Origin of the sequence: Micromonospora halophytica (genome assembly GCF_900090245.1) — a bacterium.
Lineage (GTDB): Bacteria > Actinomycetota > Actinomycetes > Mycobacteriales > Micromonosporaceae > Micromonospora > Micromonospora halophytica.
This window is the reverse complement of record NZ_FMDN01000010.1, coordinates 1-20,367: the sequence shown is the minus strand read 5'-3', so window position 1 is coordinate 20,367 and position 20,367 is coordinate 1. Positions and strand designations below refer to the sequence as shown.

Below are 20,367 nucleotides of genomic sequence, written 5' to 3'. Positions count from 1 at the left end.
ACCTGTGGTGGTGGGACGGAGGTCAGGGGACGCTGAGCCGCAGGTCGGGCCGGGCGGTCAGGGTGTCGCTGTCGACGAAGGCCAGGTCGATCTCGGGGTCGGTGAAGGTGATCGGGATCGGTGAGGTGATCGGGAGGCCGTCCGGGAACGGCAGGTCCGGGGTCAGCGTGATCCTGATGCCGAGGAGCTTGCCGGAGAACCGGGCGGCGTAGAACGCCACGTCGCCCTGCACGGTCAGCCGGTCGGTCACGTACTGCTGGTGGCGGCCGGCCGGGCCGTCCGCCACCAGCGTGAAGTCGTCGGTGACCGCCTTGGCCATGCTGAACTTCAGCGCCTTGAGCGTCCCGTTCGCGGTCGGCAGGTCGACGATCCCCTCGAACCGCAGGCCGGTCATGGTCACCTTCGAGCCGGTCAGCCTGGAGGGGCGCTCGGCGACCTTCGGCTGGCCGGGCTCCGGCGCGATACGCGGCATCAGTCTGCCCGGCTCGACCCTCGCCGACCGGCCGGGCTTCGCCGGGGTGCAGGTGCTGCTCCCCCGGCGGGTCGGCGTGGGGCTCGGGTTGGCCTTCGCCCCGGGCGTCGGGCCGGCCGACGGTGTCGCGCTCGGCTCGGCCCGGCGGCCACCGGTGAACAGGTCGCCGATCCCCCGGAAGAAGTCGATGATGATGTTCCCGTCCTCGGTCGGCTCCGGCGACGGCGTGGGGCTGGGGCCGGCCGGCGTGCTCCGGCTGGGCGACGGGGCGGGCGTGGCCGGCCGGGCCTGCGGGGTCGCGCAGGCGGTGCCGGTCGGGGTGGGCGTGGCGGGGACGGCCGGCGCGGCCTGCACGGCCGACGGCCGGAGCGCGACGAGCCCGCTCACCGCGAGACCGAGCACGAGCAGTGCCACCGCGAACCAGCCCGGGTCACGCGAGCCGGCGGGCTGATCGGCGTCGCCGCCGGCCGGGGCCGCGCTCCGGGGTGCCGGCGCACCGCCCGCCACGGGCTCCGTCGGGGAGTACGCGGTCCCGGCGTGCTGCCGGGGCACGGCCGGGTCCCCGGCGGCGGGGTCGGTCGCTGCCGGCCCGGTCGGCGTCCAGGCGAAGCCGAGCGCACTGCCGACCAGGCCGAGCAGCAGGCCGACGAAGAAGCCGCCGAGGTTGAGCCCCATCAGCGAGTAGATCGTGGTGACGGCGGCGACGATCGAGTAGAAGAGCCGCTGCCCCGGGCTGAGCCAGAGCAGCAGCCCGCAGGTGAGCAGGATGACCGGGATCAGCAGGGAGTAGAGCCCGGTCGCTCCACTGGCGAAGCTGAGCCCGTTGATCGTCATCTTGGTGGAGGCGAACATCTCCACCCCGGCCAGCGCGGTGAGCAGGCCGCCCCAGAAGGGTCGGCTCCGCCGCCAGCGGCGGAATCCGCGCCATGCCCGGGTGAGGCCACCGGCGGGGGCGTGCGGCGCTTCGGCGGTTGTCACGTACTCCTCCTGGCGGAGCGGGGACGGGGAGAGAGGGGACGCGGGGTGCCGGCCCCGCAGCGGTCACCCGCCACGGGCCCGGGGTCAGCTCAGAAGCACTCCTTGCCCTTGGCGTCCTCCCCGACGTTGACCTTGAGTCGCAGGCCGGTCAGGTTGAAGGTGGCGGCGGTGGTGTAGCGGGAGACCTGCCGTAGGCCGGTGATGTTGACCTTCTCGCTGTTCTGGCCGAAGGACCCGGCCCGGGCCGACGGGTTCAGGTCGGTGGCGTCCCGGCCGATCTTGATGTTGCTGAAGGTGGCGTTGCCCTCCAGGGTGTCCATCGCGATCAGCAGGTCCCGGGCGGTCGCCGGATCGTCGTCGCCCGCGTTGATGGTGAGGACGACGGGCAGGCCGGGCAGGTCCGCCCGGACGGACTGGCAGAGCTTGTAGAGCTTGGCGCTGTCGATCTCGGAGAGGGCTACCGGGTGGGTCCTGCCGTTCTTCTCCTTGACGATCCCGCCGTACTGCTTGAAGCCGTCGCCCTCGAGGCGGTCCGCGGCGATCTTGAAGGTCTGGCCGGAGACGGTGACGTCGGCGGCGATCGCGCCGGACTGCATGCCGAACAGGATGGCGCCGACGGCGGCGGTCGCGGGCACCATCATCGCGGCGAAACGCCGCCACCGGGTACGCCCCGGGTTGTCGATCCGATCCTGCACGGGTTTCCTCCTGGGTGGGGGCGGTGCGCTTCGGGGTGTGGCCGCGGGGAGGGGATGCCGGGCCGGGCCGCGACATCTGTTACCGGCGAGTAACGAACGTGCGCAGTGATGGTGCACCGACTGAGGCGTGGGTCACAAGACCCCACTTACGGTCCCGTAACTTCCGGACCGCGGTCGCGCAGCGAGCACGCACGGAGGGTGCGGCAGATTCCGGGGGCAGCCCCGCAGGAGCAACAGTCCAAAGCAGGCCAAATGGAACCGCTCCGGTCACCCTGAGCGGTCAAACCATCGACAAGTTACGATTCAGTAACAAGTGCTCAGCGTGATCACGTAAAGACGGAGGGGCGGGTCGCCGAGCGACCCGCCCCTCCGTCACGCCGATGGTGTCAGCGCTTCTCCGCCTCGTCCGGCGTCACACGCTGGGTCGGCACCGTCGGCTCGTCCACGGCCCGCGGGTCCGCCACCGGCGCCTCCTGCCGGGTCGGCGCGTCGACCGGCGTCGGACCGCCGTCCGCCCGGTGGCGCGCGTCACCGGCCGCCCGGCGTCCGGCCACGATCAGCCAGAGACCGACCAGCAGCAGCAACCCGCCGAGGACCGCCAGGGCGATCGGGAGCGTACGGCTGATCAGCTGCAGCTTGTCCCGGGTCTCCCCGGCCGACTTGGTGCTGTTGGCGATGGTCGCGTCGTCGTAGACGAAGTCCGCGTCCAGCAGAGCGACCGTGCTGCCCTGGTCCGGCACGAAGTTCTTCTTCTGCTGCTCGCGCACCTTCACGAAGTTGCCGCTGGTCGGCTCGACCCAGATGGTGCGGGTGTTGCTGTAGATCACCTTGCCGGTGGTGGCGCCCGGCGCCAGCGCGTTGGCCAGCGCGCTGAGCGAGCCGGCCGCCGTGTTCAGTTCGGTGTCCGGGATCGTCTGCACGTACCGGTACGCCTCGGTGCCGTTGACCTTCTCGGTGCCGTCGAACTCGATCGGCAGCGCCTTGCGCAGGTCACGGTCGAAGTACAGGTAGTCCTTGCGGCCCGCGTCGAAGGGGAACTTGTAGGTCTGCCCCTCGAAGGTCACGGAGTCGTTGTCGCTGGCCTCGCCGTCGGTGTCGAGGAACTGCTTGTCCCACGCGCGCGCCGCAGCGGTCTCCCGGTCGAGCGCCAGTTCGGCCGAGTACAGGCTGACGTCGGAGCCGTTGTCGGTGCGCACCACCCGGCCGTACGCCTGCCAGACGACCGCCTCGCCGGCCAGGTCGCCGGTCATCTCCTTCTCGGTCGTCGACGCCTGCGGGACCACCTCGGTGGTCGCCTTCAGCTGGCCGGTCTGGATCGTCGGCTTACCGTCGATGACCTGCATGAAGGTGGCGTTCTCGGCAACCGCGACGCTGGCCTTGAGGCAGCCGTCCGGCTTGCCCTCGGCATTGCAGAACGTGAGGTCGTACGGCAGCTTCGTCACCGACGGAGCCACGTAGTAAGCCGTTCCCGCAGCGACTGCGAGAGACAAGACGCCTATGCCGAACAGCACGGCACCCAGGCGAGCCTTCACTGATCCTCCCCAACAAAGACGGTCAGCCGGTGTCCGGCGAGCGTTCGGTCTGTAAAACTGGGCCGCACGTTACTCCCGAGTCACATATCAACGCGACCCTCTGGACGGCTAATGTCTGCTCCGATCCCCGATCAGGTACTGCGGCGGCTGCCCGCGCTCGACGCGGTCCGGGTCATCGGCGCGCTCGCCGTCGTCGGTCACCACGTCGGGTTCGCCACCGGACGCAACACCGGCGACGCCGTCACCGGCGCGTGGCTGTCCCGGCTCGACGTGGGTGTCGCCGTGTTCTTCGTCCTCTCGGGGTTCCTGCTCTTCCGGCCGTACGCGCACGCGCAGGCAACCTACCAGCGTCTCCCCGGGGCCGGAAGGTACCTCTGGCGGCGCGCCACCCGGATCCTGCCCGCCTACTGGGTGGCCGTGGTGGTCTGCCTGCTGGTGCTGCCGCAGAACCGGGACGCGACGACCGCCGACTGGCTGCGGCACGCCACACTGACCCAGATCTACCAGCACGGGCAGCTCAAGCACGGCATCAGCCAGACCTGGAGCCTCGCCACCGAGGTCAGCTTCTACCTGCTGCTGCCCGCGCTGGCCGTGCTGCTGCTGGGCCGGCGCCCCCGTCCCGACCGGGTGTCCCGGATCGCGGTGGCCGCGCTGGTGGTGACCGGGATGTGGGTCGCGCTGATGGGCCTCGGCGTGCTCAGCCTCGGCCTGCACACCATGTGGCTGCCGTCGTACGCCGGCTGGTTCGGCGCCGGCATGGCGCTGGCCAGCGCGCACGTCGCGCTGCGCACCGGCACGGGTGAGCGCTGGCGGTGGTTGGACGACCTCGGCCGCGCCCCGCTGGCCTGCTGGGCGATCGCCCTGGGCGCCCTGGCCGTCGCCACCACCCCGGTCACCGGGCCGCGCGACCTGGCCGAGCCGACCGCCGCCGAGTTCGGCACCAAGCTGGTGCTCTACCTGGTCGTCGCGGTCCTGCTGATCGTCCCGGTCGCGTTCGGCCCGCAGACGCGCACCAAGAGCGTCTTCGACAGCGTCCTCGGCCGGTGGCTCGGCCGGGTGTCGTACGGGCTCTTCCTCTGGCACCCGTTCGTGCTGGAGGGCATCTACGTCGTCACCGACCGGCCGGAGTTCACCGGCGACCCGCTCGGCACCTTCGCGCTGACCGTCGCCGGTGGGCTGGTTCTCGCCTCGGTCAGCTACTACGCGGTGGAGAAGCCCTTCCAGCGGTGGGGCGCTCAATGGCCGCGCCGGAAGCGCCGCAGCACCAGCGAGAGCCAGAGCAGCGTGGCGGTGGCGACCGCGGCCAACTGAGGCTGCCACGCGGTGTGCCCACCCCGGGTCGCCGCGTACCAGCCGGCGACCGCGAAGCACGCCACCGGCAGCCAGCGCACGGTGGCCCGGCGCAGCCGGTGCATCCCCCGCCGGTCCGGCGGGTGCAGGTGCGGCTCCAACGCGCGCCCGGCGAGCACGCCGACGAACACCAGCAGCGCCACGCCGACCGCCGCCGGGCCGCCCACCAGCAGCAACGCGCCGCCGCCGACGAACGCGGCGAGGAACCGGCCGCGCCGACGGCGGGCCACCGGCGGCACCGGCCCGGGGGTACGCCTCGACGGCAGCGCCGCCAGCAGCGCGACCCCGGCGAGCAGCACCGCTCCCGCACCGAGCGCCAGCACGTACCCGTCGTCGGGGGCGAAGCGCAGCTCCACCGGGCCCTGGTATCCGGCGGGCAGCAGCCAGCCCTGCTGCCAGCCGTCCACCACGAACGGGGTCAGCGTCTTCCCGGCGGCGGTGGCCACCCAGCCGGCGTTGGCGTTCTCCCGCAGGGCCAGCACCCGCTCGCCGGAGTGGCCGGTGAGGTACAGGTCGCGGCGGGTGGCGGACCAGCCGTCGACGCGTACGGCGGTGCGGGTCGCGGCGGGCTCACCGGTGCCGCCGGGCACCACCCCGAGCGGGGTGAGGGTGAGCTGCGTCGGGACGGCGTGCCGGTTCCCCGCCGCCAGCAGCCGGGTCTCGCCGGCGGACAGCCTGATCGCCTTCTTCGCGTCCGGACCGCAGAGCACGGCGTTGACCTCGCGCAGTTCCAGCAGGTCACGGCGGTTGGCCACGAGTGCGGTGGTGCGCTGCTCACCGGCGACGGTGACGGTGGGGCCGCTTCCGCAGGGCAGCGGAACCCGCTTCAGCGGGTCGGCCCGGGTCACCGGCCCGGCCGGCAGGACGGTCAGCTCACCCACCCCGACCGGCAGGTCCTGGGTCACCCGCCGGTACGGGTCGTACGAGCGGGCCGGGACCAGGTCGGAGATCAGCACGGTGATCTCGTCGCTGCGCAGGGGCTGGTCGAAGACGACGGTGCCGCCCTCGTCCAGCACGCCGCCGCGCATCCCCTCGTCGCCGAAGACGGTGATCCGCCACGGGCGGGCCGCCGCCGCGGTGGGCGGCAGGGTCATCCGCAGCCCGCTGATCAGGCGCGCCTTCGGCCAGGTCAGCCGCAGCCACGGCTGCCGTTCGGAGTCGGCGGCGTACCAGGTGGTGGAGGCGTCCCCGTCGACCACGGCGCCGGGGCGGGCGGCCGGGTGGGGCACGCCCACGGTGGAGGCGGCGACCGTCGGGGTGACCCCGGTCGTCACCGCCGCCGTGCCTCCGGCGTCGAGCAGCGCGTTGAGCGCCGCCCCCGGACGCGGCCGGGCCCGGACCGCGACCTGGTAGCCGGCGGCGACCGGCAGGTCCACCGTACGGTCGATCTTGTCGGAGTCCTCGGAGGCGCGGACCAGCCCGCCGTCGCAGATCGGCTGCCCCCGCTCGAACACGCACGCCGGCACGGACGGCGCGGCGGTGAGCACCACCGAGGCGGGCGCGTCGGTCGCCGGCGGGGACGGCACGACGAGGGTACGGGCGGCTTCCACGCCGGGAATGGCCAGCTCGGAGATGCCGACCCCACCGAAACCGGCCCGTACGTCGAAGACCTGCTCGACGGTGACCCGGACGACCCGCGTCGGGTAACCGTCGGGCAGGGTGACGTCCAGGACCCGGCCGGAGGTCTCCACCGTGGTCTGCTGCCGGCCGGCGGTGACGGTGACCTTGGTGGGCAGCGAGTCGGCCCCGGTGTCGAAGGTGATCCGGAGCTGCCGGACGACCTGGGGCTGGAGCAGCTCCACCTCGAACCACTGCCCGGTCGCCACCGTCCCCGGTGCGGACCGCCAGGACGTGCTCAGGTCACCGTCGACGGCCGCGTACGGCTGGTGCTCGGGGCGGGTGTCGCCCAGCGGCTGCGCCTGGGACCAGGCGCTGGACGCGGAGACCCCGCCGATGCCGAGGTACCGCACCACGGTCGACGCCTCGTCGCCCCAGTCCGGCAGGTAGTCCCGGGCCGGGGCCGCCAGCCGGGGTTTCTCGCCCGGGGTCAGGGTGGCCGAGGCGTTGTCGTGCTGCCGCCCGAAGGCGACCTCGCGGCGGCGCAGCCCGTCGGTGAGCGTGACCGGTGTGTCGCCGAGCTGGTCCGGGCGGTCGCCGGCGAGCACCGTCGGCGCGTCGGAGAGCCGGCCGGACGCGGCCAGTGGCAGCAGCGACTCCGGCCCGCCGACCACGGTGGTCACGTCGTCCGCGTCGTACGCGACGACCGGGTCGACCGAGCGGCGTACCTCGAACACCTCCAGCGCCCGCACCTCGACGTCGAGGCCCCGGTCGACGAAGTTGCCGGGGAGCCCTCCGCCGCCGACCGAGGGCCCGAATGCGCGTACCGGGGCGATGCCGGGCGAGCGGAGCAGCGCCTGGCGCACCACCACCGGCTGGGTGGCGCCGCTGCGGCCGTAGTCGAGGTCGGAGCGGAGCAGCAGGTACCGCACGCCGGAGCGGGCGAGCAGGTCGGCCAGGCCGGCGGAGCCCTGCCCGTTGGCGAGCGCCGACTCCACCGTGTCGAGCAGCCGGATGGTGCCGGGCGGGGTGAGCGGCACCGAGCTGCGTACCGCCCAGGGTCGTTCCAGCAGCGGTTGGGTGATCTCGTCGCTCGGACTGCCCCAGAGGTAGCGGGGGAACCGGGCGGCGGGCACCACCAGCACCCGGTCGTCGCCGACGTTGCGGTCCAGCCAGGTCGCCGCCGCCTGCCAGTACCCGGGGACGTCGCGGAAGCTGCCCTGGGCGGCCAGCCCGCCGCCGAGCGCCGGGGCCGCCACCGCGCCGACCGCCACCAGGGCCGTCCCGGTGACCAGGGCGGCGCGCAGCCGGACCGGCTGCAGGAGACGGGGCAGCAGGGCGGCCAGCTCGGGGCGGTCCCCGGTGCGGGCGGCCCGCAGCATCAGCCCGACCAGGTGGGCCAGGCCGAGGATGAGCGGCAGCCGGAGCACCACGTCGAACTTGTGCACGTTGCGCAGCGGCGCGCCCGCGGCGTCGAGGAAGGCGCGCTGGGTCTGCGCGCCGAAGCCGTCGAGCTGCCCGACGTGGCCGAGCCCGACCAGCGCCAGCCCGACCAGCAGCCCGGTGACCAGGAACCTCCGGTACGGCATGCCGCGCCGGGCCAGCCCGGCGATGCCGAGACCCGCCACCACCAGCGTGGCGACCACCAGCGGCTGCTCGGTGGCGAGCCGCCAGCCGGCCGTCCACGGCGGCCCGTACGCCCCGTTGAGGTACGCGTGCCAGTGCGAAGCGCCGCGCAGCACGGTGGTGGTGTCGGTGGGCGCGGTGGTCACCGGCGCGGTCTCGATGTAGTCCAGGAAGGGCGGGCTGTACCGGCCGAGCAGCAGCAGCGGCACCAGCCACCAGGCGGTCGCCGCCGCCACGGCCAGCCCCCAGGCGACCAGGGCCTTCACCCGCAGCCGGAACGGGTGCAGGCCGACCAGCCAGAGCGCGGCCAGCGGCACCACCGCCAGCACCGCGGTCGCGTTGACCCCGCCCGCGCAGGCCACCACCAGCGCCGACCGGGTGACCGCCCGGTGCAGCGGCGCCCCCTGGGCCAGCCCGACCAGCGGGACGAGCACCCAGGGCGCGATGGCGCTGGGCCACGCCTCGACCGAGATGGGGCCCAGTTCGGTGAGCAGCCGGGGGGAGAGCGCGAAGGCCACGCCGGCGAGCAGCCGGGCCCACGGGGTGCCGATGTGCAGCCGCTCGGCGAGCCGGACGACGCCGGTGCAGGCCACCGTCATCACCAGGGCCCACCAGAGCCGCTGGACCACCCAGGCGGGCAGGGCCAGCAGCTTGCCGGCCAGGAAGAAGGGGCCCATCGGCCAGAGGTAGCCGTACGCCTGGTTCTGGAGCTGGCCGAAGGTCCCGTCCGGGTCCCAGACGTGCAGGGACCGGCTCATCCATCCGGCCGGATCGATGGCGAGGTCGACCTTGGTGTCGATGACCACCAGGCCCGGGTCCTGGAGGAACGCGAGGGCGGACAAAGCCACACAGACCGCAACCAAGCGGAGACGCCACACCGTCCTCGGTGCGGTGTCCGACCCCTCGGCCTGCCCCGGGCGGCCCGGCGACTGCTGCATCTCGCCTCCGATCGGGCATTGCGGCGTACGTGACGCAGCCCATAGTGTGACGCGACCGTGAACATTACTCGGCAGTAGGAGTGAGCGTTGGAAGCACCGGCTGCCGCCCCCACCCGGCACGTACTGTTCCTCAACTGGAGAGACACCCGGAATCCGGAGGGCGGTGGATCCGAGGTCTACGTCGAACGGATCGCCGGGGAACTCGTCCGCCGCGGTCACCGGGCGACCCTGCTCTGCGCCACCCACTCGGCGGGCCCCGCCGAGGAGACCACCGCCGACGGCGTACGGGTGCTGCGCCGCGGCGGCCGGCACACGGTCTACCTGCGTGCCGCCCTGGTCTACCTGGCCGGCGCCCTCGGCGTCGGCCCGCTCAGCCGCCGGCACGGCGGCCGGCCCGACCTGATCGTCGACGTCGGCAACGGCCTGCCCTTCCTCTCCGCCCTCTACGCCCGCCGCCCGGTGATCGCGCTGGTGCACCACGTGCACCGGGAGCAGTGGCCGGTGGTGCTCGGCCGCTGGCTCGCCAGCTTCGGCTGGTGGGTCGAGTCCTGGCTGGCCCCGCGCGTCTACCGCCGCTGCCAGTACGTCACCGTCTCCGCCGCCACCCGCGACGAGCTGGCCGAACTCGGCATCGACCCGGCCCGGGTCGCCATCGTGCACAACGGCACGCCCGACATGACGGTCGGGCCGGTGACCCGCTCACCGCAGCCCTCCCTGGTGGTGCTCGGCCGGCTGGTCCCGCACAAGCAGGTCGAGGTCGCACTGCGCGCCCTCGCGCAGCTCGGCGCCGAACTGCCCGGACTGAGCCTGACCGTGGCCGGCCAGGGCTGGTGGGAGCCGCAGCTGCGCCAACTCGCCGCCGAACTCGGGGTCACCGACCGGGTCCGGTTCACCGGCTTCGTCACCGACACCGAGAAGCGGGAACTGCTCGCCGCAGCCTGGGTGGCCCTGACCCCGTCGCTCAAGGAGGGCTGGGGGCTGACCATCGTCGAGGCCGGCGCGGTCGGCACCCCGACGGTGGCGTTCCGGGGCGCGGGCGGGGTCGAGGAGGCGGTGGTCGACGGCGAGACCGGCCTGCTCGCCGTCGACGTCGACGACTACGTGGCGAAGGTGCGGCTGCTGCTGACCGACGACGCCTACCGCAGCACGATGGGGGAGGCGGCCCGCGCCCACGCGGCCCGGTTCACCTGGCCGGTCTCGGGCGAAAAGTTCGCGGCCCTCGTGACGAGGGCCGCGAACGTGCCGACGCGAGCGCCGGTGAAGCAGGTGGAGCAGTCCTACTTGGTGCCGTAGATCAGCGGCAGGTTGGCACCACCGTTACCGCTGCCGCCCGACTCGGTACGGGCGGCCTGCTCGGCCTCCGCCGCCTCGGACGCCGTCGTGCCGGTCAGCGTGGTGGCCAGCGCCACGGTGCCGAAGGCACCCAGAGCGATCGCGGCGACCGCGACCAGAACCAACGAGAGAGCACTGCGCATGGCGCCTTCTTCCTCCTCCTGAGCTGCGTGCGCGGGACGTTACCACCAAGTAGCCAGCGCCGGGAGGGCCACGAGGCCGATCAATGAGGGCCGGTCCGGCGGCCTGATCAGCGCACCGACGGGTTCTCGTAGAGAACCAGCTCCGGTCCCGCGTACACCTCGCGCAGCCCGGTCAGGGCCGCCGGGTCCAGCGGCCGGCCACCGGCGGTGCGCTGCACCACCACCCAGCGGACCCCGGTCGCGGTCACCGGGCCGCCCGCCGCGAGCACCCGCCCCACCTCGGCGGCCCGCCGGTTCTCCCCGCTCACCTCGGTCGTGCCCACCCAGAGGGTGTCGTCGACGAGCACATCGGCGTCCACGTAGCGGGGCAGCGGGTCGAGCACCGTCCGCCCCCCGTTCCACGGGTAGGCCCGGTAGGTGCCGAACGGCAGCGACAGGACCTCCCCCGGCTGCCCGTCCAGCCGCCGGGCGACGGCTTCCCAGTCCGCCGGGTAGCGCACCGGCCGCAACCGGCCCGCCGCGCCGAACGCCAGGTCCGGCATGACCACCACCGGCAGCAGCAGCGCCGCGCCGAGCACCGCCCGAGCACCGGCCACCGCACCCCGGGCGGTCACCCCGGCGGCCAGCCGCTCCGCGCCGAGCGCGCCGGCCAGGACCAGCAGCAGCGCGTACGGCATCAGGAACTTCTGCCCGTCCCGGAGCAGCCCCGCCCCCGGCACCGTGGCGACCGCCCAGCCCAGCAGCGTGGCGAGCCCGGGCAGCACACCGAGCAGCGCGGTGAGCAATCCCCCGGCGGCCAGCACCACCAGCCGCGTCACCACCCCCACCGGCCAGCGCCGCCGCAGCGTCCGGAAGCCGAACACCGCCAGCGCCAGCAGCAGCAGCGTGGCGACCGGGGCCAGCGGGGAGGACCGGCTCACCGGTGTGGTCTGCGCGTTCCAGATCCCCCCGGTGCCGGCCAGCGCGCCCAGCACCCCGCTCCAGTTCTCCGCCCGGGCGGAGAAGGCCGCCACCCCGTCCGGGTCGCTGCGCGCGTCCGCCCGGGTCAGGGCGGTCACCACCAGCCAGGGCAGGTTCAGCAGCAGCACCGCGCCCACGGCCAGGACGGTCAGCCGGGCCGCCCCGCGCCGGGCGACCAGCACGGCGACGGTCACCAGCGCGATCACCCCGCCGGTCGGGGTCACCACCGCCGGCAACGCCGCCAGCACCAGCCGGCGCAGCGCCGTCGGCCGCTGGTCGCGTACGCCCATCGCGGCGGCGACCAGCCAGGGCAGCGCGCCGTACGCCAGCAGCAGCCCCCAGTGCCCGATCAGCAGCCGCTCGGCCAGGTACGGCGTCCAGGCGTAGCCGACCGCGGCCACCACCCGGGTGAGCGGGTGCCGCGCGGGCACCAGCCGGCCGGCCCCGATCGCGGCCGTCAGCAGCACCGCGGCCAGCGCCACCCGTTGCAGCAGCCAGCCCGGCGCCACCTGACTGGCCAGCGACACCAGCGCGTCCAGCGGCACCGCCCGGGGCAGCGACTCGCCCGGGGCGACCAGCTCGGCCCGCCACGGCTGGTGCGGCACGAACACCATGTCGTAGCTCAGCACCAGACCGGGCGCGGCCAGCGGGGCCAGCACCGCCACGGTGACGGCCAACCCGGTCGCGACGAGCATCGACCTCTCCCGCAGGGTTGACCTCCTCACTAGGCTGACCCGGCAAAAGGGTGCGCCGGCGTGGCGACACTGTACGCGCGCCCGGGCAGGCCCGGCGGAGCCGGCGACACGGGGCGGTCAGGGTGACAGGGTCGGACGACGGACAGGGCCGCGCGGCCGGGCTCGGCACGGCCGGGGTCGCGGTCACCCTGGCCGGCGTCTTCGTCAACGGCCTGGCGTACGTGGTGCCCGTCCTCGGTGCCCGTCACCTCGACCCGGCCGGGCTGAGCGCGCTGGCCACCCTGCTGGCGCTCGGCGCGATCGGCGGCGTGGCCAGCACCGGCCTGCAGATCGCCGTGGCCGTGCACCGCGCCCGGCACGGGCGGGCCGCCACCGCGCGCCCCACCCTGGTCACCGTGGTGGTCACCGCCGCCCTGCTGGCCGTGGTCCTCCCGGTCTCCGCGGTCACGCTGCGGCTGACCGGCCCGGCGGTGCTGCTGCTGGGCGTGCTCACCGTGGCCGTGGTGGCGGCCGGCCGGTGGCTCGGGGAACTTCAGGGCGACCAGCGCTTCCTGCGCCTGGCCGTCGGGATGGCGCTGCTCGCCGCAGGCCGGTACGGCGGCATGATCGCCGGGCTGGCCCTCGGCGGCGGGCTGACCGGCGCCCTGCTGGCCGGTGCGGTCACCTCGGTGCTGGTGCTGGCCCTGCTGGTCCGCCTCAACCGGGGGGCCGGCATCGACCCGGTCTCCCCGACCCTGGCCACCCGTACGGTGCTCACCGCCAGCGGCGCCACCCTCGCCATGCTGGTCGTCTCGTACGCGGACCTGCTGCTGGCCCGCCGGTTCCTCCCGCCCGACGCCTCCGGGGTGTACGCCGTCGGCACCGTGCTCACCAAGGGGGCACTGTGGGCGCCGCAGGTGGTGACCGTGATCGCCCTGCCCCGGCTGGCCAAGGGCGACCGCCGTACGCTGCTCACCGCGCTGGCCCTGGTCGGCGCGTCGGGCGCGGCGCTGGTGCTCGCCACCACGGTCGCCGGCGGGCTCGCCTTCGGCCTGGCCGGCGGCTCCGAATACACCGCCCATGGCCGGTACGCGCCCCTCTTCGCCGCCACCGGCGCCCTGTACGCGCTGGTCTTCGTCCTGATCAACGCGCGGGTGGCGGCGTCCGCGCGGTGGCCCTCCGCGCCGCTGTGGGCCGCCACCGTCGCCTTCGTCGGCGCGGTCGCCACCGTGGTGCCGCACTCCGTCGCCGGGATCGCGGTCGCCGCCCTGGCCACGGCGGCGCTGACCGCCGTGGTCACCGGAGCGTTGACAATCCGCCCCGAAACGGACAGCGCATCCACTTCGACCCGTCCGGCCCCTACCGTGTCGTCCGTGGGTCATGACACCCTGCGAGGTGGTTGACCAGTAGACGGGGGTTTCTGGTGGCGGTGGCCGACACGGGCCGAGGGACGGCCGGTGCCCGCCGGCCAGCCCGCTGGCTGCTCGTCCTGTACGTGATCTGCCTGCTGGCGGCGGCACCCACCGGCGTGCCGCGCCCGGCCCCCGGCGGCGGCCTCTCCGCCGACCGGCTGACCGCCCTCTTCGACAGCTACGGCGACACCTCCGGCCGGTGGACCGGCGCGGACCGCACCACCTCGGTACGCCTGCCCGACGGCCGGCTGCTCTGGCTCTTCTCCGACACGTTCCTCGGCCCGGTCAACCCGGACGGCTCCCGCCCGCGTACCGCGCCCTTCGTCAACAACTCGGCGATCGTGCAGCACGGCGACGAACTGGGCGAGACCCTGCACGGCGGCACCCCAGAGGAGCCGCAGGCCCTGATTCCGTCGCCGTCGCCCGGCGAGTTCCACTGGATCGGTGACGCGCAGGTCGTCGGCGACACCCTCCAGGTGCTGGCCAACAGCTACCGGCGCACCGGTGCCGGCCCGCTCGACCACACCCTGCTCGGCACCTCGCTGGCCACCTTCGCCCTGCCCTCGCTCACCCCCACCGGGGTCCGGCCGCTGCCGCTGGGCGCCCGGGTCTCCTGGGGGTCCAGCCTGCTGCGCGACGGCGGGCACACCTATGTCTACGGCACCGAGGCGGCCGGCCAGGCCAAGTTCGCCCACCTGGCCCGGGTGACCGGGGACGACCTGGGCGGCCCGTGGGAGTTCTGGACCGGCGACGGCTGGTCCACCGACGGCCGCGGCTCCGCCCGGGTGCTCAGCGGCGTCGGCACGGCGTACGGGGTGCAGCGGGTCGACGGGCGGTACGTGCTGGTCACCCACGAGAACAACCTGGTGTTCAGCGCCGACCTGGTGGCCTACTCGGCCACCGCGCCGACCGGCCCGTTCGAGGGCCCCGACTATCTGCACCGCGCCCCGGAGACCGCCGCCGGCCACCTGGTCTACGACGCCGATCTGCACCCCGACCTGGCCCGCCCCGGCAAGCTGCTGGTCTCCTACAACGTCAACGACGTGGACGACGCGGTCACCTACGCCGACGCCGGCGTCTACCGCCCCCGCTTCGTGGAGGTCGACTGGCCACGCCACCGCCCCGACCGCGCGGACGTGCCGCCCGCGCCGGAGGCCCTCACCGCCCGTCCCGGCGGCGCCGGCGCCGTCGAGCTGACCTGGCCCGCCGTACGCGCCGACAGCGAACTGCGGTACCAGGTGCACCGCCGCGACGTGACCACCGGGCAGACCCATTTCGTACGCATCGGCGAACCCTCGACGGAGCCCCGCGCCGCCGCCGACTTCCTGGTCGACCGGCACGAGTACGAGTTCCGGGTGACCACGCTCGGCCGGCGCGGCGAGAGCCCGCCCTCACCGGTGGCCGCGACGACCGCCACCGTGCCGCCCCCACCGCCGCCCACCGGGCTGCGGGCCCGGGCGGGCCGCTCCGGTGACGTCACCCTGAGCTGGGACCCGGTCCCGTTCGTCCAGCTCTTCCGAATCGCACAGCGCAACCTCGCCACCGGGGAACGCCGCTCGGTCGGCACGTTCACCGGCACCCACACGACCGTCGAGTTCCTCCGCCACGCCACGACCTACGAGTTCACCGTGGTCGCGGTCGGCGGCGGCGGCGACAGCGTCCCCTCGTCGCCGGTCCGGGTGACCGCCGTCGTCACGCCCCCGCCCGCCCCGTCCGGCCTCGCCGCGGGCACACGCCCCGACGGCACGGTCCGGCTGACCTGGCGGACGCTCGGCCCCGGGGTCACCTACCGGGTCCACCGCCGCGACCTCGACCGGGGCGCGGCGTACGACCCGCCGGCATGGGAGTCCGGGGCCGGCCACGTCGCCCGGCACCTGGAACACGGCCACGAGTACGAGTTCACCGTCAGCGCGGTGAACAGCGGCGGCGAGGGCCCGCGCGCCACGCCGGTGCGGATCCGGGCCCGCCTCGCCCCGCCCGAGGCCGTACCCCGTGACCTGCGCGCCGAGGTCGGGCCGGGCAGCGTCGAGCTGACCTGGCGTTCGCCGGACCCGGACGGCTGGCACCGGGTCTACCGGCGGGACCTGACCGCCGGGGACCGCGACTTCACCGAGGAGCCGATCCCCACCCGGGGCACCCGGGCCACCGTGGCGGCGCTGCGCAACGGCCACGAGTACGAGTTCGTCGTGGCCGTGGTCAACCAGGCCGGGCCCGGCCCGCGCAGCGAGCCCGTCCGGGCCACCCCCCGGCTGCCCACGCCCACCGGTCTGACGGTGACCGCCGGCGGCACCGGCGATGCGCGGCTGAGCTGGCAGTCGGCCGGCCCGGGTCTCGCCTACCGGGTGCAGCTGCGCGACGCCACGGCCGGCGAGGCCTGGCGGACCGACCCGTACCCGGTGCACGGCACCCGGCACACCGCGGTGCTGCTGACCCGCGCCCACCGCTACGAGTTCCGGGTGGCCGCCACGGACGGCAGGGACGTCGGGGCGGCTGGCGCCCCGGTCGCGGTGCGGGTCCGGTGAAGGGGTTCAGTCGCCGTCGGCGAGCCAGCCGGTGAGCAGGTGATGGTCGATCGAGTCGACCCGGCCGAGGGTCCGTCCGGCGGCCACCCGCTCGCGCAGTTCGTCGCGGGTGAACCAGCGCGCCTCCAGCAGTTCCTCGCCGTCCACCCGGACCTGCTCGGACCCGGCGGTGGCCCGGAAGCCGACCATCAGCCCGGCCGGGAAGGGCCACGCCTGCGACCCCTGGTACGACAGCGCGGCCACACTCACCCCCGCCTCCTCCGCCATCTCCCGCCGTACGGCGTCCTCCAGGCTCTCACCCACCTCGACGAACCCGGCGAGCGTCGAGTACGACCCCTCGGGCGCCCCGGCGTGCCGGGCCAGCAGGCAGCGGTCCGGCGCCTCGGGGGCCTCGACCAGCACGATGATCGCCGGCTCGATCCGCGGGAAGATGAGCCGGCCGCAGCGCGGCCCCGAGCAGGCACGTACGTGCCCGCCGTCGCGGGGCACCGTCGCCGACCCGCAGCATCCGCAGTAGCGCTGCTGCCGGTGCCAGTGCAGCAGCCCTCGGGCGTACGCCTGCACCGCCGCGTCGGCCGGGGCGAGCCGCCCCACCAGGGCGCGGATGTCGACGGTCGAGGCGGCCCCGACCAGCCGCGCCGCCTCCGGCCCGGTCCGCTCCGACAGGTCCACGGCGAAGACCGGCACGTCGTCGTCGAGGCCCAGGAAGACGGGCTCGTCGGCGGCGGCGAGGACCTCGGTGGCGTCGGCCAGGGCGAGCCGGACGAGGGCCTGACCGGCGTCGACGAGACAGTGGTCACGCCAGAGGGGGAGCAGCACCCCTCGGGGATCACCCAGCCGGGTGGAGATCCACTCCCGGTCGGCGCGCAGCGCCCCCGCCCGGTCCAGCCATCCGCCGCCGTACGCCAGCATCCGATCGCCCACAGCGACACCGTGCCACGGCCGCCGCCCGGCACGGCGACCGGGCCCACCCCCGCAAACCCGCGGTGGACACACATGGCCGGGCGCACAGTGCCGAGCGGTCCGGGCGTTGGTTACCGTAGTTGCTTCCGGGGGGCCCGCAACCCCCCACGTGGTACGTCCCGATCGAGGTGGCTGTGACCCTTTACGGCGACAAACGTCTCTCCGACGACCGGCCCACGGTGCAGGTCACCGCGGTCACCTGGCCCGGTGACGAGGAGCCGCCGGGCGGGAAGTCCGCCGGCTCGGCCGGCGGGCTCCGGTCGCGCCGGGTCCAGCTGCTCCTGGCCGGCGTCCTGGCCGCCGCGGTGCTGGCCGGCATCGCCGGTGTCGGTGCCTACGCGTACGCCGGTGACGTCCCCCGGGGCACCACCGTGCTCGGGGCCGAGCTGGGTGGTCGCAGCCGGGCCGACGCGGCGAAGGAACTCCGCGCCGAGCTGGAGCGACGGGCGGCGACGTTGAACGCGCCGCTGACCGTCGTGGTGGGCGAGGCGAAGGCGGAGATCATGCCCGCCGACGTCGGGCTGGCCGTGGACGTCGACGCCACGGTGACCGCGGCGGCGGAGGCCGACGCGCACCCGGTGAGCCGGCTGGTCGGCTCCCGCACGGTGGAACCGGTGGTGACGGTGGACGCCGCCAGGCTCGACGCCACGCTGCGCAAGGTGCTGGGCAAGCAGGGCCGGGACATGACCATGCCGGCGATCATCTTCACCGGCACCACGCCGAAGCCGGTCTACCCGAAGCCGGCTCTCTCCCTCGACCCGGACCAGTCCGTCCAGGTGGTCAAGGCGGGCTGGCTCGCCGGTGAGCCGGTGACCGTGCCGGTGGTGGAGCAGGCGCCGGCGACCACCCGCGAGGAGGTGGACCGGCTGGTGGCCGAGCTGGCCGAGCCGGCCGTCGCCGCCCCGGTCACGCTCACCACCGACAAGGGCTCGGTGAGCATCCCACCGACCGCGATCGCCCGTGCCCTGCGCTTCTCCGCCGACGACGCCGGCAAACTCACCCCCCGGGTGGACGTGAAGCGGCTCCGCAGCGCGCTCGGCGACAAGCTGGCGAAGATCGAGGTGCCACCGAAGGACGCCGGCATGACCATCTCCGGCGGCAAGCCGAAGGTCGTGCCGGGCCGGGCCGGGCAGCAGGTCGACACGGCGGCCCTCGGTCGGGACCTGCTCGCCGTCCTGCCGAGGACCGAGGGACGGACGGTCACCGGTCAGCTCAAGCCGAGCGAGCCGGAGCTGACCGAGGAGAAGCTCGCCACCCTCGGCATTAAGGAGCGGGTGTCCACCTTCACCACCCGGTTCCCCGGCGGTCTCTCCTCGCCGCGCAGCCAGAACATCATTCAGGCCGCCAAGGACGTGGACGGCACGGTCGTGCAGCCCGGCGAGACGTTCTCGCTCAACGGGCACACCGGGGAACGCGGCTACGCCCAGGGCTACAAGGACGCGCCGGTGATCGTCGGCGGCAAGCTGGTGCCCGGGGTGGGCGGCGGCGTCTCCCAGTTCACCACCACGCTCTTCAACGCCACGTACTACGCCGGCCTGGAGGACGTCGAGCACAAGCCGCACTCGTACTACTTCAGCCGCTACCCCGCGGTGATCGAGTCGACCATCTTCTGGCCGGACCTGGACTTCAAGTTCCGCAACAACACCCCGCACGGAGTGCTGATCGACACCTCGTGGACCTCCAGCACCATCACCGTGTCGATCTGGAGCACGAAGATCTACGACAGCGTCAAGACGGAGTACGGCCCCCGCCGCAACATCACCAAGCCGAAGACGGTCTACCTGGAGCCCGGCCCGAGGTGCATCGCGGCCGTGGGGAGCGACGGCTTCAGCCAGGACGCCTTCCGGGTCATCAAGAAGGACGGCAAGGTCGTCAAGCGGGAGAAGTTCAGCTGGACCTACAGCGCCGAGCCGCGCTTCATCTGCGCCCCCGAACCCTCCTGACCCCAGGCACACAGAAGCCCCGCCGGTTCCGTCGCCGGCGGGGCTTCCTGCTGTCGTACGCCCTCAGGGCCGCGCCTCGGCCAGCCCCTGCCGTACGCCGTCCGCGTCGCGGTCGGTGCCGTACACCGGGGTGTCGGGCTGCTGCCGCCAGCTCTCGTCCAGCGTGCCCGCGTCCACCGGGTCGAAGCCGAGCGAGTCGACGAGCTGCATCACGAGCTGCTTGGCCTCGGCGTCGTCACCGGCGACCGGCAGCGCGATCCGGTCCGGGGTGCCGGCCGGACGGCCGTTGTCCATGAGGTGCTGGGCCTGGATGTTGTTGAAGGCCTTCACCACGCGGGCGCCCTTGAGGTGCTCGGCGGTCCAGCGACTCGAGCTGAGGCTGCGGTCGAGCAGTTCGGCGATGTCGCCGTCGCGCTGGGGGTAGTAGTTGTTGGCGTCGACGACCACCTTGCCGTCGAAGAGTTCTGCGGGGAGCCCGGGCACCGCCAGCAGCGGGACAGCCACGATCATCAGTTCGGCGTCCTGCGCCGCCTGCTCCAGGTCGCCGGCCGTGGCACCCGCCTCCTGTGCCAGGTCGGTGAGGCTCTGCGGGCCCCGCGAGTTCGCCACGGTCACGTCGTGCCCCAGCGTGCTCAGCCGCCGGGTCAGGGTTCCGCCGATGTGCCCCGAGCCGATGATTCCGATCTTCATGACCACTCCTGCCTCCGCCGGTTCCGGCGGTCAGTTCCGGTCGTACGGGGAGCAGGTACCCCGACCGGTCCGCCCCGATCGCGGACGAGGCGTACGCCACGTCACGTTTTCGCCATCGCGGCAGCCGCGCCGCCAGGGCGTGTCCCGCACCGACCGTACCGAGGCGGAGTCGGGAAACGGGCCGATTCACCGAACGGGCTCGACGGAATCTGCGCGCTGTCGGGATCGGGTCCCTGAAATGCAGTCAGGGTCACCCCTTCGAAGGGGTGACCCTGACTGAAAAGATGTCCGGCGGTGTCCTACTCTCCCACACCCTCCCGAGTGCAGTACCATCGGCGCTGGAGGGCTTAGCTTCCGGGTTCGGAATGTGACCGGGCGTTTCCCCTCCGCCATGACCGCCGTAACTCTATCGACATATCAAACAACACCACCACATGGTGTGTTGTTCGTTTGTCGGGAGTTGCACAGTGGACGCGTAGCAGCTTGGTAGTCAAGTCCTCGGCCTATTAGTACCGGTCAACTGAACCCGTTACCGGGCTTACATTTCCGGCCTATCAACCCAGTCGTCTAGCTGGGGGCC

At 73.9% G+C, this 20,367-nt stretch carries 13 protein-coding genes and 2 rRNA genes; 5 read left to right on the top strand and 10 right to left on the bottom strand.

The window, feature by feature from the left end; all coding sequences use genetic code 11:
* Positions 1 to 22 precede the first annotated feature (22 nt).
* From GA0070560_RS29810 to pgfA, 3 genes are all read right to left on the bottom strand, one after another.
* Entirely contained in the window at positions 23 to 1,450 is a 1,428-nt protein-coding gene (locus tag GA0070560_RS29810; protein WP_091297183.1) for a DUF6114 domain-containing protein, read from the bottom strand.
* A gap of 89 nt (positions 1,451 to 1,539) precedes the next feature.
* A complete protein-coding gene (locus GA0070560_RS15330; protein ID WP_091297179.1) occupies positions 1,540 to 2,145 on the bottom strand; it encodes a DUF6230 family protein in 606 nt (201 codons plus the stop codon).
* 386 nt (positions 2,146 to 2,531) lie between these two features.
* Positions 2,532 to 3,656, bottom strand: coding sequence for a cell envelope lipid trafficking protein PgfA (gene pgfA / locus GA0070560_RS15325; RefSeq protein ID WP_245675545.1), 1,125 nt, complete (start codon positions 3,654 to 3,656; stop codon positions 2,532 to 2,534).
* Positions 3,657 to 3,788: 132 nt separating this feature from the next.
* Between pgfA and GA0070560_RS15320 the strand changes: the two genes are divergently transcribed.
* Complete coding sequence (locus tag GA0070560_RS15320) at positions 3,789 to 4,988, top strand: acyltransferase family protein (RefSeq protein ID WP_091297171.1); 1,200 nt, start codon at positions 3,789 to 3,791, stop codon at positions 4,986 to 4,988.
* Here GA0070560_RS15320 and GA0070560_RS15315 read toward each other — a convergent pair.
* Positions 4,913 to 9,058, bottom strand: a complete 4,146-nt coding sequence (locus GA0070560_RS15315) for an alpha-(1->3)-arabinofuranosyltransferase domain-containing protein (protein ID WP_170839423.1) — start codon at positions 9,056 to 9,058, stop codon at positions 4,913 to 4,915. The two genes, GA0070560_RS15320 and GA0070560_RS15315, sit on opposite strands and share 76 nt — an antisense overlap.
* A 177-nt stretch (positions 9,059 to 9,235) precedes the next feature.
* Between GA0070560_RS15315 and GA0070560_RS15310 the strand changes: the two genes are divergently transcribed.
* Positions 9,236 to 10,441, top strand: coding sequence for a glycosyltransferase family 4 protein (locus GA0070560_RS15310; protein ID WP_091297164.1), 1,206 nt, complete (start codon positions 9,236 to 9,238; stop codon positions 10,439 to 10,441).
* On the opposite strand, the gene GA0070560_RS15305 is transcribed toward GA0070560_RS15310, so the two are convergent.
* Together GA0070560_RS15305 and GA0070560_RS15300 are read right to left on the bottom strand one after the other, a co-directional pair.
* Entirely contained in the window at positions 10,426 to 10,623 is a 198-nt protein-coding gene (locus tag GA0070560_RS15305; protein WP_091297161.1) for a hypothetical protein, read from the bottom strand. The two genes, GA0070560_RS15310 and GA0070560_RS15305, sit on opposite strands and share 16 nt — an antisense overlap.
* A 107-nt stretch (positions 10,624 to 10,730) precedes the next feature.
* A complete protein-coding gene (locus GA0070560_RS15300) occupies positions 10,731 to 12,278 on the bottom strand; it encodes an MmpA family trehalose lipid delivery protein (protein ID WP_091297158.1) in 1,548 nt (515 codons plus the stop codon).
* Between the two features lie 122 nt (positions 12,279 to 12,400).
* Between GA0070560_RS15300 and GA0070560_RS15295 the strand changes: the two genes are divergently transcribed.
* Together GA0070560_RS15295 and GA0070560_RS15290 are read left to right on the top strand one after the other, a co-directional pair.
* A complete protein-coding gene (locus GA0070560_RS15295; RefSeq protein WP_091297155.1) occupies positions 12,401 to 13,660 on the top strand; it encodes a polysaccharide biosynthesis protein in 1,260 nt (419 codons plus the stop codon).
* Complete coding sequence (locus tag GA0070560_RS15290) at positions 13,657 to 16,191, top strand: fibronectin type III domain-containing protein (RefSeq protein WP_091297151.1); 2,535 nt, start codon at positions 13,657 to 13,659, stop codon at positions 16,189 to 16,191. The genes GA0070560_RS15295 and GA0070560_RS15290 overlap by 4 nt, the downstream gene beginning before the upstream one ends.
* A gap of 6 nt (positions 16,192 to 16,197) precedes the next feature.
* Here GA0070560_RS15290 and nudC read toward each other — a convergent pair whose 3' ends face one another.
* The gene (gene nudC, locus GA0070560_RS15285) at positions 16,198 to 17,103 is read right to left on the bottom strand and encodes an NAD(+) diphosphatase (RefSeq protein ID WP_091297682.1); all 906 of its coding nucleotides are present in this window, start codon (positions 17,101 to 17,103) and stop codon (positions 16,198 to 16,200) included.
* Positions 17,104 to 17,282: 179 nt separating this feature from the next.
* On the opposite strand from nudC, the gene GA0070560_RS15280 reads away from it, so the two are divergent.
* Positions 17,283 to 19,097, top strand: a complete 1,815-nt coding sequence (locus GA0070560_RS15280) for a VanW family protein (RefSeq protein ID WP_170839422.1) — start codon at positions 17,283 to 17,285, stop codon at positions 19,095 to 19,097.
* A gap of 63 nt (positions 19,098 to 19,160) precedes the next feature.
* On the opposite strand, the gene GA0070560_RS15275 is transcribed toward GA0070560_RS15280, so the two are convergent.
* The 3 genes from GA0070560_RS15275 to GA0070560_RS15265 form a co-directional block, all read right to left on the bottom strand.
* Positions 19,161 to 19,787 carry an NADPH-dependent F420 reductase gene (locus GA0070560_RS15275; protein ID WP_091297145.1) on the bottom strand — a complete coding sequence of 209 codons (627 nt, stop codon included), beginning with the start codon at positions 19,785 to 19,787 and terminating at the stop codon, positions 19,161 to 19,163.
* 286 nt (positions 19,788 to 20,073) lie between these two features.
* A 5S ribosomal RNA gene (gene rrf / locus GA0070560_RS15270) occupies positions 20,074 to 20,190 on the bottom strand.
* Positions 20,191 to 20,273: 83 nt separating this feature from the next.
* Positions 20,274 to 20,367 (bottom strand): 23S ribosomal RNA (locus GA0070560_RS15265); the annotation flags it as partial.

Bases quoted from the DNA above. Each gene is read 5' to 3' on its own strand.
- GA0070560_RS15320 (WP_091297171.1), top strand. From the start codon at position 3,789: ATGTCTGCTCCGATCCCCGATCAGGTACTGCGGCGGCTGCCCGCGCTC.
- GA0070560_RS15305 (WP_091297161.1), bottom strand. From the start codon at position 10,623: ATGCGCAGTGCTCTCTCGTTGGTTCTGGTCGCGGTCGCCGCGATCGCT.
- GA0070560_RS15300 (WP_091297158.1), bottom strand. From the start codon at position 12,278: ATGCTCGTCGCGACCGGGTTGGCCGTCACCGTGGCGGTGCTGGCCCCG.
- nudC (WP_091297682.1), bottom strand. From the start codon at position 17,103: ATGCTGGCGTACGGCGGCGGATGGCTGGACCGGGCGGGGGCGCTGCGC.
- GA0070560_RS15275 (WP_091297145.1), bottom strand. From the start codon at position 19,787: ATGAAGATCGGAATCATCGGCTCGGGGCACATCGGCGGAACCCTGACC.